We start from the raw sequence: 15,983 nt of genomic DNA, 5'->3' as shown, positions 1-15,983 counted from the left end.
CCCCTGCATCAACAGGGCCGCACGTCGCACGGTGGTTATTCGGCAGCTAGCGCGCTGACGTCCTGACCGGATGCGGCCATGATCGCTTTGACGATGTTATGGTAACCGGTGCAGCGGCAGATATTGCCGTCCAGATAGTGCCGGACCTCTGCCTCGGTCGGCTTGGGGTTGTCTTTCAGCAGCGCCGAGGCCGACATGATCATGCCCGGTGTACAAAAGCCGCATTGCAGCCCGTGGTGGTCCTGAAACGCCTGTTGGATCACTGTCAGCGATCCATCGGGATTGGCCATGGATTCGATCGTCTTGACCTCGGCCCCGTCCGCTTCGACCGCGAGCATGGTGCAGGCCTTGACCGCCTCTCCGTTGACATGAACCACGCAGGCCCCGCACTGGCTGGTGTCGCAGCCGATATGCGTGCCGGTCAGGCTCAGGTTTTCGCGCAGGAATGACGCCAGCAACGTGCGCCCTTCGACGGCACCGGATGCAGGTTTGCCGTTCACGGTCATTTTGACCTCGGTCATGATGTTCCTCCCGTTTTATGTCATGTGTTGGGTCGAGTTAAGCACGCCAAAGGGGCGTTGAGAACAGAAATTTTTCGCATGGGTTGAACTTCGCAGGCGCGGCGCGGCGACGGGCCTTGCGTCGGGGTCGGTCAACCGCGTCTTGGTTGCGGGCGGGTGGCGATCTCTTTCAGCAAGCCGCCCACCCCCATGCGGGCGATATCGCGCGGGGATACCTCTATGCCGCAGATCACCCGCGACAGCACCCAATCTGCCCCATTCAACGCAGGCGCGCGCGCGCAGCCCGGCAGGCCGATCACCGGCGTATCGCCCATCTGCCCCAGAAACAGCAGATTGCCCGGATCAACCGGCATGCCAAAGCGCGAGACCTCTCCGCCCGCGGCGCGCAGGGCCTGCGGGGCCACGTCATCAATGTCAGAGGTGGCAGAGCCGGTGAGGATCAGCGTCAGCGCCGTATCCGCCGCGGCAATGGCATCGCGCAGGGCGGTGACCTCATGCGGGACCATGACGACTTTTTTCAGATCCACATCCAGCGCAGAAAGCCGGTCTGCGATGGCCTTTTTCCCCTTGTCGCCCGCGCCGCCGTCAATCTCGGTGATGATCAGCGTCGCGTCCCTGATTTGCGGCGGCACCAGCCGGATCGCGCCGCGCCCCGCATCGCAGGCGGCGGCAAGATCGCTTTGCGCGACGGCGTAAGAGATAATCTTGATCGTCGCCACCATGCCCCCCGCTGCCATCTGCTGGAACGGCGGGACCGTGGCCAGCGTGATCATCGGGTGCACGGCGTTCAACGCTTCAAGCGCGCCCACATCCAGCTGCGCCACCCCCGGCCCATCGGCCAGCAGGTTCACGCGGCCGGTAAAGGCGCGCGTCATCGTCAGATGGGGATGCGCCGCCAGCACGGCCTGCGCCACCTGTGCCGCGGCGGTGTTTTCATCCGCATCCCCTGACGCGAGCTGCGCCACGATGATGCTGTCGATGCCCTCTGCCCGAAGCGCGGCAAGATGGGCGGGCTCTAGCCGTAACCCCTTGCGCAAACGGCCCGAGGGCAATGCGATGGAATGGGCCAGCACGGCACCCTCGGCCTGCGCCGTGTCGATGGGGCCGAACTTCACGGTTTTCTCAGGGCTTGGATCATCTGCGACAGGATCGACACCGCGATCTCGGGCGGGCTGGCGGCCCCGATGTCCAGCCCGACGGGGCCGTTGATGCGCGCGATGTCGGCCGCGGTAAAGCCCGCCTCTTCCAGCCGTGCCACGCGGGAGGCATGGGTGCGTTTCGATCCGAGCGCCCCGATATAGAAGGCGTCGGACCGGAGTGCTATATGCAGCGCGGGGTCGTCGAGTTTGGGGTCGTGGGTCAGCAGCACAACGGCGCTGCGGGTATCAACGCCGACGGTGTCCATCGCCGCGTCCGGCCAGTCGTTGATCACCTGTGCATCGGGGAAACGCGCTTGCGAGCCAAAGGCCTCGCGCGGGTCGATGACCACGGCGTCAAAGCCCGCGACCTGCGCCATGGGCACCAAGGCCTGCGCGATATGTACCGCCCCGACGATAACCAGCCGCAGCGGCGGGTTGTGGATCGCGACGAATGTATCGCCATCCTCTTCAACGCCGGAACGGTCCATGCGAAAGCGGTCTGCATAGCCGCCCGTGACCAAGCGCCCCACCCCGCCCGACAGGGGCACCTGGTAGGCCACGGGCTGGCGCGCGGCGCGGGCGCGGACGAGGTCGCCCAGAACGTCAAACGGCATCGCCTTTGCGCCCACAGGTTCGACCAACACGCGAATCTTTCCGCCGCAGGCCAGCCCCACGGCAAAGGCGTCGCCATCGCTGACGCCATATTCCAGCAAACGCGGCGTGCCGTCCTCGATCGCCTCGAGCGCTTCAACCACCACGGCCCCCTCGACACAACCGCCCGAGACAGAGCCCTGCATCTCGCCATCTGCGGTGATGGCCAGCTGCGCGCCAACCCGTCGCGGGGCAGAGCCCCATGTCTCCACCACCGTGGCCAGCGCGGCCCCGCGGCCCGCTTGCGCCCATGCATAGGCGCGTTCCGGTGCGTTCTCGAAAATCTCCATGGCGGGTGGTCTCCTTACCTTGTCGCGGCGGCGACTGTTCTTATGTAGGGCGTCCCATGCCCCCGCTCAATCAGATAACGGGGAGATAACTTGCACGCCGCCCTGCACACTACTACATCTTGGGCAATGACATGCCAGACGGAGCGCCCCACACATGCCCATGCAAGCCCGCGAAATCGAAGACCTGCTGCGCGAGACCTTTCCAAACGCCAAGATCACCGTCGAAGGCAATGACGGCGTGCATATGGCCGCGATGATCATCGATGAAAGTTTCCGTGGCCAGAACCGTGTGCAACAGCAACGTGCCGTCTATGCCGCGCTCAAGGGCCGGATGGATGGATCGAACGGCGAGTTGCACGCGCTCGCGCTGACGACCAAAGCGCCGGATTGATCCGGTGGACCCGATCCTGGTCCTGATCCTCAGCGTTTTGGTGCTGATCGTGGCGGTTCTGCGCGGCCTACAGGCGCTGAAACACACACGCGACACCGAACGCGGATCAAAGCCGGGCAAGGGCTATCACGAAATTGACGCGACCTATCATTCGGGTGGCGGCGGCGGCGGACATCAGACCAACTACCGCATCCCCCGCGACCCTCAAGAATACGCGAAACGCTTTATACCAAAGGACAAATCGAAATGACCGACGCAAAGACGCAAATTCAGGAAACCATCACCGCCAACAATGTTGTGCTGTTCATGAAGGGCAACAAGACGATGCCGCAGTGCGGGTTCTCGTCCCGTGTGGCTGGCGTGTTGAACTATATGAACGTCGACTACACCGATGTGAACGTGCTGGCCGACGAAGAGCTGCGTCAGGGGATCAAGGACTTCTCTGACTGGCCCACCATCCCGCAGCTTTACGTCAAAGGCGAATTCGTCGGCGGCTGTGACATCATCACCGAAATGATGCTGTCGGGCGAGCTGGACACGCTGCTGGAAGACAACGGCGTCGCCTTTGACAAAGAAGCCGCAGACAAGATCCGCGAAGCCAACGGCTAAGCGGTCGGCTGATAAGAAACGGGTGCGCCTTGGATCAAGGGGCACCCGAACCGCGCCACGCATGTCGGCGCGAGACCTGCAAAAGACGCGTTACTGCGCCTGACACGCCGCGTAAAGCGTGACATCTTCATCCGCCGCCGCATCATGCCAGAATAGCGTCGCGGCGTCCCCCTTGCTCCACCAGACATAGCCAGACCCGTCCGAGGGCCATGCATAGCGCGCCCCTGATGCCGCGCGGCTCCGGACCAGCGTGACCATGCGGTTTTCCACATAAAGCACAGCCGTCGCCTCCCCCTGTTCGGGGGTGGCATAGGAAACCGGCACCTCGACCCCGCGCTCGCAGATATAGGTGGCAGTGACCGGCATGGCCTGCGCCAAAGCGCTGCCCCCTACCCCGAGCCACCACGCCGCCGCGGCCCCGCATGCGATAGCGCGCGGCAGGGTCACTGGGCCCCGTCTTGGGCCTTGTCTCGGGCCCCGTCTTGGGCCTTGTCTTCGATCTCGCTCGCCAAGGCTTCGGCGCGGGCGGCCATTTCGGCTAGGCTGTCGGTGACGCTTTGCGGGATGACAGGCACCTCGATCCGCTCGGGCTCCACCACGACATTGCGCAGGCTTGCAAGCTCTGCGTCACGCTCTGCCAGTTCGGCGCGGGCTTCCTTGATCTTATCCTCGACGCTGGCGGTTTTATCGGCAAGCAGCAGGCCCGCCATCAACAACATCCGCGCTTCGGGCATCCGGCCTACCTGATCCGACAACACCTGCGCTTCATCGTCGAGCATCTTGGCTGCGGCGTGCAGGTAGTCTTCCTCGCCCTCCTGGCAGGAAACTTCGAATTGGCGACCGCCGATAGAGATAGTAACTTCGGGCATCAGGCAGACTCCTCGGCAGTGGGAACAAGCGGGGTAAGAACAGAGAGGATCGCGTCCGCCTCTGCCACATCGGCGCGACGGGCGGCATGCAGCGCGTCAAGCTCTGCCTGCAAGGCGGCATTGATCAGATCGGCGTCCCCCACCCCTTCGGCATTGGCTTCGCGCAGCGCAGCGCAGGCATCGGCCAGCTGCGCATTGGCGCGGCGCACCCGCTGGATTTCCAGATCAAGCTTTTCGGTCTGGGCCTGTGCCGCGGCCGCACTGTTGTTGCGCGCTTGTGCTGTGGCCAGTTCAGCCCGCAGATGGGCGGTTTCATCCTCCAGCCGCTTTTTCAGAGCAGTGACCTGTTCAGAAAGCTCTGCGTTGACAGCGCGTTCCTGCGCAAGTTCTTCCGAAAGATCGGGGACCTCCGCCTTGGCGACGGCCAGTTTGTCAGCTCCGCGCGATGCCCTTTCAAGCGCCGCCAAAATACGGCCTTGCAAGTGTTCTATGTCGCTCATCGCAGGGTTCCTCGTAAAACGTCGTATGTCAGTCGTAAAATGCAGTTTGCCAACCATCGAATCGCTGGTCAACGTGGTTTCCGCTGATCCTACCGAAACCAAAGGCGGAATACTGCCCCTTTAAGAACAATGCCTTGGCCCGGCGGAAAAGCTCTGCTGCGGGCGATGCCCTCTGGGCCTTGATCTTTGCGGGGTGGCTGGTATTGATCCGCGCAATCCCTTTTCCCCCTTATAAGGAAGCTTGCACCGTGGATCTGAACGCCCTCGCCAAAGCCCATCCCGCCCATTGGTCCAAAGCGACCGCCATTCGCGCCCTGACGCTGGACGCTGTCGCCGCCGCCAATTCCGGCCACTCGGGCATGCCGATGGGCATGGCGGATGTCGCCACTGTCTTGTTTGAAAAGCACCTGAAGTTCGACGCGTCCAACCCGCTGTGGCCTGACCGCGACCGTTTTATCCTGTCGGCCGGCCACGGGTCCATGTTGATCTATTCGCTGCTGCACCTGACCGGCTACGAACAATTCCCCCTCGAAGAGATCAAGAACTTCCGTCAGATGGGCGCACGCACCGCGGGCCACCCTGAAAACTTCCTTGCTGATGCGATTGAAACCACCACCGGCCCGCTGGGTCAGGGGATCGCGAACTCTGTCGGGTTTGCCATGGCCGAGGAAATCCAGCGCGCGCAATACGGCAAGAAAATCGTCGACCACTTCACCTATGTGATCGCGGGTGACGGCTGCCTGATGGAAGGCATCAGCCACGAGGCGATTGCCCTTGCGGGCCGCCACAAGCTGAGCAAGCTGATCGTGATGTGGGACAACAACGACATCACCATCGACGGGCCGGTATCGCTGTCCGACAAAGTGGATCAGGTCGCACGGTTCAAGGCGGCTGACTGGCACGTTATCGAAATCGACGGCCACAACCCCGACGAGATCGACGCCGCCCTGACCGAGGCGCGCAAATCCGATCTGCCCACGATGATCGCCTGCAAGACGCATATCGCGCTTGGTCACGCCGCGCAGGATACGTCCAAAGGTCACGGCGCGCTGACCGACGCGGACCAAATGGCCGCCGCCAAAGCCGCCTATGGCTGGACAACCGGCCCGTTCGAAGTCCCCGCCGACGTGAAATCCGCCTGGGAAGAGATCGGCAAACGCGGCGCAGACGACCGCCGCGCCTGGGAAGAGCGTTTCGACGCCATGTCGCGCACAAAGCGTGAAGAGTTCAACCGCGCGCTGGCCGGTGACGCCCCCAAGAAGCTGAGCGCGACGATCAAAGCGTTCAAAAAGCAGACGTCGGAAAACGCGCCGAAACTGGCCACCCGCGCCAGCAGCGAAAAGACGCTGGAGGTGTTGAACCCGCTCTATACTGAAACCGTGGGCGGCTCCGCTGACCTCACCGGTTCTAACAACACCAAGACCGCTGATCTGGGCGTGTTTGACGTGGATAACCGTGGTGGGCGCTACGTCTACTGGGGGATCCGCGAACACGGCATGGCCGCCGCGATGAACGGCATGGCGCTGCACGGCGGTATCCGCCCCTACGGCGGCACCTTCATGTGTTTCACCGACTACGCCCGCCCCGCCATGCGCCTCGCCGCGCTGATGCAGGTGCCAAGCGTGTTTGTCATGACCCACGACAGCATCGGTCTGGGTGAAGACGGCCCAACGCACCAACCGGTCGAGCATCTGGCCATCAGCCGCGCGACACCCAACACCTATGTGTTCCGCCCCGCCGACACGGTTGAAACCGCAGAGGCCTGGGAAATCGCGCTGAGCAGCAAGAAAACACCGTCCGTGCTGTCGCTGACCCGTCAGGGCCTGCCCACCGTGCGGCTCGAGCACAAGAACAAGAACCTCACCGAACAGGGGGCCTATGTTCTGGCAGACGCCGAAGGCAAACGTCAGGTCATCCTGATCGCCACCGGCTCTGAAGTCGAGATCGCGCTGAAAGCCCGTGACCTGCTGCAAGCCGAAGGCATCGGCACCCGCGTCGTGTCCATGCCCTGCATGGAGCTGTTCGCCGCCCAAGACGAAGCCTACCGCCGCCGCGTCCTCCCCGCCGGCCCCGTCCGCGTCGGCGTCGAAGCCGCCGTACGCCAAGGCTGGGACCGCTGGCTCACCGGCGAGCGTGGCAAGTGGAACAAGGCCGATTTCGTCGGCATGGACCGCTTCGGTGCCTCCGCCCCCGCGGAAGAGCTGTTCGAAAAGTTCGACATCACCCCGCAGAATGTCGCCGACAAGGCCAAAGCGCTGCTGTGATCTGAACGGATACAGTCACAACGAAAAAGGGGGAGCATTTTGCTCCCCCTTTCTATTTTTGTACCACAATGTTGCGGGCCGTCTGACGCTGGCAAAAGCTGCGAGAGGCGTGGCGCATGCCCCTCGGTCTAACTTCAGCGTGGCCTCAAAAAATGGCGCGCGCGATCCGGATAAGTTGCAAAGTTTCGAATGCGCTGTCCTGCAGCGTCACCAGCTCACCATTCACAACAGCATAGTTATTGCCGGTCTCAAGCTGTGGCAACTTGTAGGTTTGGCGCAATTCGTTCTGCGTCAACGCTGCTGTAGGTGCAATGCGCACGCCGTCTGGTAGGTTTTCAACCCGCGCCAATTCATTGATCCGCAGTAGCGATGTGTAATCTTCTTGGGTGAGCAACACAGGCTGGCCATCGATCAAAGCATAGCGCTTGCCTGCCGGTGCGGGGCGAAGATCGTAAAGCGATGCAATCTGTTCCGAGCTGAGCAACAGAGTATCGTCGTCAAGGATGACGTCTTGAGTTGCATCTTCATCGACAACCACGTCCCGATCCGGCACCCTTTCGTCACCAATGACAATGTCCCGATCCAAGAATTCCGTACGCTGATCAAGGTAGATGGCGTCAAGCTGCTTATCGTCGTATGCCACCCATTCCTCATAGGTCACGCCTTTTTTGGCAAGTCCAGGGGGTACGCAAGGTGGGTCCATTTTTGCAAGGCCCGGTGGGCAGTTGCGATAGGTCAGCAGTTTTTCTTCGGGAACATCAGCAAAGGCGATTTGAGAGCCCAAGAGCGCGAGTGGCACGGCACCAAGTAGCACGCTCATGTCACGACCTTCAGGTGCGCGCACTTCGAGAACCTCGTTTGAAATACGCGAACGATCCTCCTTCGACCGTTTGACTTTCACTTTTACCTTTTCGTGCTTTTCAAGCTTCTTCTCTAGCTTCTTGGCCTGTTTCTCGTGTTTCTTCTTGTGTTTCTTCTCTTTCTTCCCGTGCTTGTCCTTCTTATGCTTTTCCTTCTTCGCCTTCTTGGGGCCTTTTTCCTTGTCGTTTTTGATCTTCACGATCTGGGAGTCCTGCCCCATAGGCACGGTCAGGGAAGACATTGTCGCACTGGGCAACGCGACCCCTGCGTTTAGAACGGGCGCTACGGCGCAAGCCAAAATGGTCGCACATGCGAGGGGGGTGAATTTCACGAAAAGACCTCCATATCAGAGTGGCGGATCAAGCATCCAGCACCGAGTTTCAAAAATGGACATGTCGGGGTGAACGTTTTGGCGTCCCATGCCTTACCGCTCAACCGACAAGGCGCGGCAAATGTTCCACCGCATGACAGCCTCAAGGGCTTTTCCTTCCGCAGCCCGCATTCGAACCTAGGGATTGTCTTCATAGGCAAGGTTCGTAGGTGCGCCAACGATTAACCCCGGCAAGCCATAAAAAAAGGGGACGCAACCTGCGCCCCCTTCCTCTCCCTCATATCCGCCCCGTTTACGCGTGTGCGCCGGCATCCTTGCGGTTGAAGACCGCGCGCCACAGCGGGGTGATGATCTTTTCGCCGACGGGGATCAGGACTAGCCCAAGGGCCAGACCAAAGACACCGTCCATCGCGGCTTTGGCGATCCATTCGGCGGCACCTTCATACGCGACCGGAACCATATGGCCGAAAGCGACGGCGTAGTCGTGGATCAGGTGGCCAAGCGCGCCGAAGCCAAGCTCTTCCATACCGTGCACGATGATCGATCCACCGACCCAGAGCATGGCCGCCGTCCCGATGATGGTCAGCGCCTTGAGGAACCACGGCATGCCACGCACGATCCCGCGGCCCAGACCACGGGTCAGGCCGAGATTGCCGTTCTTGGCCATATAAAGCCCCACATCATCCATCTTTACGATCAGCGCGACGGAGCCATAGACCGCGACCGTGATGATCACGGCGGCGGCGGCCAGCGCCCCGGCTTCCATCCAGAAATTTGACACCTCGAGGTTTGACAGCACGATGGTCATGATCTCGGCCGAGAGGATAAAGTCGGTCTTGATCGCACCTTTGGCCTTTTGCTCTTCCAGCTTGGCAGGGTCCTTGATCACCTTTTCATCGGCACCGGGGGGATGATCCTCGTGTCCTTTGCCCCCTACCCCAAGCGCATGGGCGATCTTTTCAGCGCCTTCAAAACATAAGTAGGCCCCACCCAACATCAACAAGGGCGCGATCAACCATGGCGCGAAATTCGACAGGAGCAAACCGGCGGGCAACAAGAAGACCAGCTTGTTCTTCAGCGATCCCTTGGTGATGCGCCAGATGATCGGCAGTTCGCGGTTGGCCTCGAAGCCGCTGACGTATTTCGGGGTCACGGCGGCGTCGTCGATGACAGCGCCCGCGGCCTTGGCGCTGGCCTTGGCAGCCTGGCCGAACACATCATCCACGCTGGCCGCGGCCACTTTTGCAATCGCTGCTACATCATCCAACAGGGCTAATAGGCCGCTCATTCAGTCTCTCCATATTTGTTGGCGTAAGGGTAGCGCAGCGCAGGCAGAAGGCAAAGCCGATCTGAGGGTTATCGCTAACACGAATATTTATCGCTAACATACGGAAATTAGGGGGTTTTAGCCCTTTCCCCTGTTCACGACCACCAGATATAGAACCGGCAAAGTTCCAGATCTTTGCCAAAGGACGCCCCCATGACCATCAAAGTCGGTATCAACGGATTTGGCCGCATCGGCCGCTGCACCCTGTCTCATATCGCGGCATCGGGCCGGGATGACATCGAGGTGGTGCGCATCAACGCGACCGGCCCGCTGGAGACTGCGGCACATCTGATCAAATACGATTCCGTCCACGGGCGTTTTCCCAATGACGTCAAAGTCGGCAACGGCGCGCTGGATCTGGGGCGCGGAGAGATGGAGGTCATGTCGACCTACCAGATGAACGAGCTGAACTGGGAAGGGTGCGACGTCGTGCTGGAATGCACGGGCAAGTTCAACGACGGGCTGCTGGCAAAGGTGCATCTGGATCAGGGCGCGAAACGCGTGTTGCTGTCGGCACCGGGCAAGAACGTCGACCGCACGGTGGTCTACGGCGTGAACGACGGCGAATTGCAGACCTCGGACACGATGGTATCGAACGGGTCGTGCACCACCAACTGTCTGGCGCCGATGGCCAAGGCGCTGCATGATGCGTTCGGCATCGAAAGCGGCATCATGACCACCGTGCACAGCTATACCGGCGACCAGCCGACGCTGGACCGCCGCCACGAAGACCTTTACCGCGCGCGCGCCGCTGCGATGGCGATCATCCCGACCTCTACCGGTGCGGCAAAAGCCTTGGGCGAAGTGCTGCCCGCACTGAAAGGCAAGCTGGATGGCACAGCCATGCGCGTGCCGACGCCAAACGTCAGCGCGGTTGACCTGACCTTTATGGCAGGCCGTGATGTCACCGTAGAAGAGGTGAACGAGGCCATGCGCGTCGCTGCAAACGGCCCGATGTCGCGGGTCTTTGCCTATGATGCGGAACAAAAAGTCTCGGTCGATTTCAACCACACCGAACATTCATCGATCTTCGCGCCCGACCAGACCAAGGTCGTAGGCAACCGTCTGGTACGTGTCCTCGCGTGGTATGACAACGAATGGGCCTTCTCTGTTCGTATGGCCGATGTCGCCGTAGCCATGGGCAAACTGGGCTAAGACTTGCGACGCGCGGGTTGCCCTGTCATATCTGGGCCACCCGCAGGCAAGGACCACCGCCCCCATGGACACCCCCATCGCTGTCTCTCTCGCTGCTGTATTGCTGACCGCACTGGGGATTGATGCGTTGATCTATGGCAGCGAACATCTGATTTTCCTGACCAAGAAATTTGTCGACCTGATCGAATGGGTGGCGTTCTGGCGCTGATCCGACAGTCGGCCCCTTCCCTCCGATCGCTTCCGGCGCAATATTGCCCTGCACAGGTTGACTCTTTGTCATAAATGTCGATGTTAGCGCTATCAAATTCAGGAGGACGCCCCATGGCTACCAAATTGGCAATCAATGGCTTTGGCCGTATCGGTCGTAATGTTTTGCGCGCGCTGATGGAGCGTGGCGACGATGATTTGCAGGTGGTGGCGATCAACGATCTCGCCCCGCTGGAAACCAACGCACATCTGTTCGAATTCGACTCGGTCCACGGGCGCTTTGGCCGTCCGGTCACCCTGGGCGACAACACGATGGATGTGGGCCAAGGCCCGATCCGCGTGACCGCAGAACGCGACCCCGCTGCCCTGCCGTGGGGCGATGTGGACATCGTGCTGGAATGCACCGGCATCTTCACCACGCGCGAGGCGGCGGCCAAACATCTGGCGAATGGATCGAAACGGGTCGTCATCTCTGCCCCCGGTAAAGACGCCATGAAAACAATCGTCTACGGTGTGAACCACGATCTGATCACCGCCGAAGACACGGTGCTGAGCAACGCCTCCTGCACCACCAACTGCATGGCACCGCTGGCCAAGACCCTGCATGACGCCTTCGGTATCAAGCACGGCCATATGACCACAATCCACAGCTACACCGGCGACCAGCCGGTGCATGACACGGCGCACAGCGACCTGTACCGTGCCCGCGCCGCGGCGCTGTCGATGATCCCCACCACCACCGGTGCGGCCAAGACACTGGGTAAAGTGCTGCCCGAGCTTGACGGGCTGATCGGCGGCACCGCGATCCGCGTGCCCACACCGAACGTATCCTGTGTCGATCTGGTGGTCGAACTGTCGAAAGAAGCCACGGTGGAGGAGGTCAATGCCACCCTGCGCACCGCCGCCGAAGGCCCGCTGAAAGGCATCCTTGGTCTGGTCGAACGTCCTCTGGTGTCGATCGACCTGAACCACGATTCACATTCCTGTGTCGTGGCCCTTGATCAGACCTCTGTCCAAAGCGGGACACAGCTGCGGGTTCTGGGCTGGTATGACAACGAATGGGGGTTCTCGAACCGTATGCTCGACACCTCGCGCGAGGTTGCGAAAACCCTCTGATCGTTATTGCGAGAAGCGCTTTAACAGCTCGGCATTGACGGCGGGCGTCACAAATTTGCTGACGTCCCCGCCAAGCCGGGCGATTTCCTTGACCAAACGGCTGGCAATCGCCTGATGCTCGGCCTCTGCCATCAAGAAGACCGTCTCGACGCTGTCATCCAGCTTACGGTTCATCCCCACCATCTGATACTCGTACTCGAAATCCGCCACGGCCCGCAGCCCGCGGATGATCATCTGTGCCCCCACATCATGGGCGCAATCGATCAGCAGGTTCTCGAAGGGATGCACCACGATCTCTGTCCCGGTCTCTTGGTTCAGCTTGCGGCATTCCTCTTCGATCTGGGCGACACGCTCTTCCAGCTCGAACAATGGCCCCTTATCGCGGTTGATCGCGACCCCGATCACCAGTTTATCAACAAGCGTCGCCGCCCGCCGGATGATGTCGATGTGACCCAAAGTAATAGGGTCGAAGGTGCCGGGGTAAAGGCCTACGCGCATGGGAGAGTCCAGTCATTTCAAGTCGTTATTCGAAGTGCAAGCAAGCATTTACACCGCGAAGATGCAACGCCAATTTCGGTGGGCTAGTGGCCCCTGATCATCCCCTCCAGGGCGTCTTTCTCCATCGAAAGCTCCATCAGGCGGGCCTTGACCACATCCCCCAAAGAGATCAGGCCGATCAGAACCCCATCCTCCAAAACAGGCATGTGGCGAAAGCGGCCTTGCGTCATCTTGGCAAGGATATCATCCGCGGTTTCATCCTTGGCGCAGGTGATCAGATCGCGCGTCATCAGCGCCTCTACGGTGTCGTCCAGACAGCCGCCGCCCTCGCGGCCAAGGGTGCGCACGATGTCACGCTCCGACAGGATACCATCGGGCGTTTTGCCGTCCGCTGACACGACCAGGGTCCCGATCCGCTTTTCCGACAACATCGCCGCCGCCTGCGAGATACGCGTGCCCGGTTTTACCGTCGTAACACTGTCATCCGCTTTGGTTTTCAGGATTTGGGAAACTAGCATGGTCGGCCCCTTCGCAAGAATATTACCTATAGGTCAGGTTCCCTTTAATACTGTTGCGTGTCAAGCAATTGCCTCCAGTTTCGCCACTTCGGCGCGGACGCCCTGCGCCAGAGCTTCCGCAAAGCGGCTCAAACGCAGATTGCGCCGGTCGTCTTCGTGGCGAATCAAATAAAAGGCGCGGCTCAGATGCACGTCGCCGGTCAGGATGCGCGTCACCCCCGGCGTCGCAGGAAGCGAGAAATCATGCACAATCCCGACGCCGCCCCCTTGCCGGATCATATTCACCTGAACGGACACGGAATTAGAGGCCAGAGGCACCCGCGTCATGCCAAGCTCCGCCAGATAATCAAGCTCGCGGTCAAAGATCATGTCGGGGATATACCCCACCAACCGGTGCCCCTGCAGGTCTGCAACGGTCCGGATCGCGGGGTGCGCGGCAAGATAGCTGTCGGCGGCGGCAAGATGCAGTTGGTAGTCGGCGATTTTCTGCACAACCAGCCGCCCCGCCGTGGGCGCGCTGACCCCGATCGCCATATCCGCCTCGCGCCGCGACAGGTTGAACACCCGCGGCAGGGCGACGATCTGGATATCAAGCCCCGGATTATCCGCCACCAAACGGGCGCAGACCTGTGGGAGCAGATAATTGGCGCAGCCGTCCGGTGCCCCGATCCTGATCTGCCCTGCCAATTGGTCAGATGGCACGACCACATCCGCCGTGGCCTGCCGCATCGCCTGCTCTGCGGCTTCGGCGCGCGACAGCAACTGCACGCCCGCCTCGGTCAGCGCGTAGCCCGAGGGCGATTTCACGAATAATACCGCCTGCATGGTCTTTTCCAGCCGCGCCATGCGTCGCCCCAAGGTCGCGGGGTCCAACCGCAACAGCTTCCCCGCGCCCGATAGGCTCTGCTCGCGCGCGACGGCCAGAAACAGCCGCAGGTCGTCCCAGTTCCCCATCATCGGCCACGGCTCCTTTCACGTTTCGTTTTCTGCACAGACTTCATTTTGCCCGTAAACTCCGGGGGCGTCCGAAGGACGGGGGCAGCGCCCCACCCTACCCTTTCAGCCCGCACAAGGCTTTGCAATATTGCAAAACGATTTTGACGCCATGCCTCTTTTGCTTTGTTTTTTGCAAGCCTAACCTGCCGCCAAACGCACAGAAGGAGCATTCCATGCAAGAGTTGACCCATTACCTGAACGGTGCCCACGTCAAAGGCACGTCAGGCCGCTTTGCCGACGTGTACAACCCCGCAACCGGCGAAGTGCAGGCGAAAGTCCCGCTGGCTGGCGAGGCAGAGCTGGATCAGGCCGTAAAATACGCCATGGCCGCGCAACCCGCATGGGCCGCGGTGAACCCCCAGCGTCGGGCGCGGGTCATGATGAAGTTCGTGGACCTGCTGAACCGCGATATGGACAAGCTCGCCGAAGCGCTGAGCCGCGAACACGGCAAGACCCTGCCCGATGCCGCCGGTGACGTGCAGCGCGGTCTGGAAGTGGTGGAATACTGCATCGGTGCGCCCGAGCTGCTGAAAGGCGATTTCACCGACAGCGCGGGCCCCGGCATCGACATGTATTCCATGCGCCAGCCCCTTGGCGTGTCCGCAGGCATCACGCCGTTCAACTTCCCCGCCATGATCCCCATGTGGATGTTCGCCCCCGCCATCGTCTGCGGCAATGCCTTCATCCTCAAACCGTCCGAGCGTGATCCATCCGTGCCCCTGTTACTGGCCGAACTGCTGGAAGAAGCGGGCCTGCCCAAAGGTATCATTCAGGTCGTCAATGGCGACAAGGAAGCGGTTGACGCGATCCTGCATCACCCCGTCATTCAATCGGTCGGCTTTGTCGGCTCCACCCCCATCGCCGAATATATCTACGGCACGGGCTGCGCGAATGGCAAACGCGTCCAATGCTTTGGCGGTGCCAAGAACCACATGATCATCATGCCGGACGCCGATCTGGACCAGGCCGCGGACGCGCTGATCGGCGCGGGCTATGGCGCAGCGGGCGAACGCTGCATGGCGATCTCGGTCGCTGTGCCTGTGGGCGAGGAAACCGCCGACCGTTTGATCGAAAAGCTGGTGCCGCGCATCGAGAAGCTGAAAGTCGGGCCGTATACCTCGGGCAATGACGTCGATTACGGCCCCGTGGTCACCGCAGCCGCGAAGGCAAACATCGAACGGCTGGTACAAACTGGCGTCGATCAGGGGGCCACGCTGGTTGTCGACGGGCGCGACTTTAAGCTGCAAGGCTACGAGGAAGGCTTCTTTGTCGGCCCGCACCTCTTTGACAACGTCACCCCCGATATGGACATCTACAAGCACGAGATCTTCGGGCCGGTTCTGTCTACCGTCCGCGCCAAAACCTATGAAGAGGCGCTTGGTCTTGCGATGGATCACGAAATGGGCAACGGCACCGCGATCTTTACCCGTGACGGCGACGCCGCGCGTGACTTTGCGGCGCGCGTCAACGTCGGCATGATCGGGATCAACGTGCCGATTCCCGTGCCGCTCGCCTATCACACCTTTGGCGGCTGGAAGAAATCGGTCTTTGGCGACCTGAACCAGCACGGGCCGGATGCGTTCAAATTCTACACACGCACCAAAACCGTGACCTCGCGCTGGCCCTCGGGCATCAAAGAAGGCGGCGAGTTCAATTTCAAGCCGATGGAATAAGCCCCATCCTCGCCCTTCGGCGGCTCCCCCGCCGGAGGGTGCTTGCGCGACGCCCACGTGCATGCTT

General features: G+C 61.1%; 19 protein-coding genes. 8 read left to right on the top strand and 11 right to left on the bottom strand.

Annotated features, from left to right (window positions below; genetic code table 11):
- Positions 1-35: 35 nt before the first annotated feature.
- The 3 genes from AB1495_RS12505 to AB1495_RS12495 all read right to left on the bottom strand — a co-directional run bounded on the left by AB1495_RS12505 (position 36) and on the right by AB1495_RS12495 (position 2,601).
- Positions 36-521 (bottom strand): (2Fe-2S)-binding protein, encoded by a 486-nt coding sequence (locus AB1495_RS12505; protein WP_005853005.1) that lies wholly within the window; start codon positions 519-521, stop codon positions 36-38.
- Positions 522-652: 131 nt separating this feature from the next.
- Positions 653-1,636 carry a molybdopterin-binding protein gene (locus AB1495_RS12500; protein WP_074635068.1) on the bottom strand — a complete coding sequence of 328 codons (984 nt, stop codon included), beginning with the start codon at positions 1,634-1,636 and terminating at the stop codon, positions 653-655.
- Positions 1,633-2,601 carry an XdhC family protein gene (locus AB1495_RS12495; RefSeq protein WP_074635069.1) on the bottom strand — a complete coding sequence of 323 codons (969 nt, stop codon included), beginning with the start codon at positions 2,599-2,601 and terminating at the stop codon, positions 1,633-1,635. Before AB1495_RS12495 ends, AB1495_RS12500 begins: the two co-directional genes overlap by 4 nt.
- Before the next feature lie 154 nt (positions 2,602-2,755).
- Here AB1495_RS12495 and AB1495_RS12490 point away from each other — a divergent pair, with 154 nt between their 5' ends.
- Genes AB1495_RS12490 through grxD form a run of 3 tightly spaced genes read left to right on the top strand, consistent with a single transcriptional unit; the run spans position 2,756 to position 3,601 of the window.
- Positions 2,756-2,992 (top strand): BolA/IbaG family iron-sulfur metabolism protein, encoded by a 237-nt coding sequence (locus tag AB1495_RS12490; RefSeq protein ID WP_074635070.1) that lies wholly within the window; start codon positions 2,756-2,758, stop codon positions 2,990-2,992.
- Between the two features lie 4 nt (positions 2,993-2,996).
- The gene (locus AB1495_RS12485) at positions 2,997-3,242 is read left to right on the top strand and encodes a hypothetical protein (protein WP_009826787.1); all 246 of its coding nucleotides are present in this window, start codon (positions 2,997-2,999) and stop codon (positions 3,240-3,242) included.
- Positions 3,239-3,601, top strand: coding sequence for a Grx4 family monothiol glutaredoxin (gene grxD, locus AB1495_RS12480; RefSeq protein WP_037944040.1), 363 nt, complete (start codon positions 3,239-3,241; stop codon positions 3,599-3,601). Before AB1495_RS12485 ends, grxD begins: the two co-directional genes overlap by 4 nt.
- A gap of 90 nt (positions 3,602-3,691) precedes the next feature.
- Here grxD and AB1495_RS12475 read toward each other — a convergent pair whose 3' ends face one another.
- From AB1495_RS12475 to AB1495_RS12465, 3 genes are read right to left on the bottom strand one after another with little or no spacing between them, the layout of a single operon-like run.
- A complete protein-coding gene (locus tag AB1495_RS12475) occupies positions 3,692-4,048 on the bottom strand; it encodes an MliC family protein (protein ID WP_074635071.1) in 357 nt (118 codons plus the stop codon).
- A complete protein-coding gene (locus AB1495_RS12470) occupies positions 4,045-4,470 on the bottom strand; it encodes a cell division protein ZapA (protein WP_074635072.1) in 426 nt (141 codons plus the stop codon). The genes AB1495_RS12475 and AB1495_RS12470 overlap by 4 nt, the downstream gene beginning before the upstream one ends.
- Positions 4,470-4,970, bottom strand: a complete 501-nt coding sequence (locus AB1495_RS12465) for a hypothetical protein (RefSeq protein ID WP_009826783.1) — start codon at positions 4,968-4,970, stop codon at positions 4,470-4,472. Before AB1495_RS12465 ends, AB1495_RS12470 begins: the two co-directional genes overlap by 1 nt.
- A 248-nt stretch (positions 4,971-5,218) precedes the next feature.
- Here AB1495_RS12465 and tkt point away from each other — a divergent pair, with 248 nt between their 5' ends.
- Complete coding sequence (tkt, locus tag AB1495_RS12460; RefSeq protein WP_037944997.1) at positions 5,219-7,234, top strand: transketolase; 2,016 nt, start codon at positions 5,219-5,221, stop codon at positions 7,232-7,234.
- 145 nt (positions 7,235-7,379) lie between these two features.
- Here the strand turns inward: tkt and AB1495_RS12455 are convergent, their stop codons facing one another.
- Together AB1495_RS12455 and AB1495_RS12450 are read right to left on the bottom strand one after the other, a co-directional pair.
- On the bottom strand, positions 7,380-8,426 hold the full coding sequence (locus AB1495_RS12455; protein WP_244268854.1) for a transketolase: 1,047 nt from the start codon (positions 8,424-8,426) through the stop codon (positions 7,380-7,382).
- Positions 8,427-8,718: 292 nt separating this feature from the next.
- A complete protein-coding gene (locus tag AB1495_RS12450; protein ID WP_005852984.1) occupies positions 8,719-9,714 on the bottom strand; it encodes a DUF808 domain-containing protein in 996 nt (331 codons plus the stop codon).
- 192 nt (positions 9,715-9,906) lie between these two features.
- On the opposite strand from AB1495_RS12450, the gene gap (AB1495_RS12445) reads away from it, so the two are divergent.
- From gap (AB1495_RS12445) to gap (AB1495_RS12435), 3 genes are all read left to right on the top strand, one after another.
- A complete protein-coding gene (gap, locus tag AB1495_RS12445) occupies positions 9,907-10,908 on the top strand; it encodes a type I glyceraldehyde-3-phosphate dehydrogenase (protein ID WP_074635073.1) in 1,002 nt (333 codons plus the stop codon).
- Between the two features lie 64 nt (positions 10,909-10,972).
- Positions 10,973-11,116: a hypothetical protein gene (locus tag AB1495_RS12440; RefSeq protein WP_005852981.1), complete on the top strand. Its 144-nt coding sequence runs from the start codon at positions 10,973-10,975 to the stop codon at positions 11,114-11,116.
- Positions 11,117-11,229: 113 nt separating this feature from the next.
- A complete protein-coding gene (gene gap, locus AB1495_RS12435) occupies positions 11,230-12,231 on the top strand; it encodes a type I glyceraldehyde-3-phosphate dehydrogenase (RefSeq protein WP_074635074.1) in 1,002 nt (333 codons plus the stop codon).
- 3 nt (positions 12,232-12,234) lie between these two features.
- On the opposite strand, the gene coaD is transcribed toward gap (AB1495_RS12435), so the two are convergent.
- From coaD to AB1495_RS12420, 3 genes are all read right to left on the bottom strand, one after another.
- Positions 12,235-12,729, bottom strand: coding sequence for a pantetheine-phosphate adenylyltransferase (coaD, locus tag AB1495_RS12430; RefSeq protein WP_005852979.1), 495 nt, complete (start codon positions 12,727-12,729; stop codon positions 12,235-12,237).
- An 83-nt stretch (positions 12,730-12,812) separates the two neighbouring features.
- On the bottom strand, positions 12,813-13,247 hold the full coding sequence (locus tag AB1495_RS12425; RefSeq protein WP_005852978.1) for a CBS domain-containing protein: 435 nt from the start codon (positions 13,245-13,247) through the stop codon (positions 12,813-12,815).
- A gap of 60 nt (positions 13,248-13,307) precedes the next feature.
- Positions 13,308-14,204: a LysR family transcriptional regulator gene (locus AB1495_RS12420; protein ID WP_074635075.1), complete on the bottom strand. Its 897-nt coding sequence runs from the start codon at positions 14,202-14,204 to the stop codon at positions 13,308-13,310.
- A 212-nt stretch (positions 14,205-14,416) separates the two neighbouring features.
- On the opposite strand from AB1495_RS12420, the gene AB1495_RS12415 reads away from it, so the two are divergent.
- The gene (locus AB1495_RS12415) at positions 14,417-15,916 is read left to right on the top strand and encodes a CoA-acylating methylmalonate-semialdehyde dehydrogenase (RefSeq protein WP_074635076.1); all 1,500 of its coding nucleotides are present in this window, start codon (positions 14,417-14,419) and stop codon (positions 15,914-15,916) included.
- Positions 15,917-15,983: the final 67 nt, after the last annotated feature.

The sequence above is a fragment of the Sulfitobacter pontiacus genome (assembly GCF_040790665.1).
Taxonomy (GTDB): Bacteria; Pseudomonadota; Alphaproteobacteria; order Rhodobacterales; family Rhodobacteraceae; genus Sulfitobacter; species Sulfitobacter pontiacus.
This window is presented reverse-complemented; position numbering and strand designations above follow the sequence as displayed.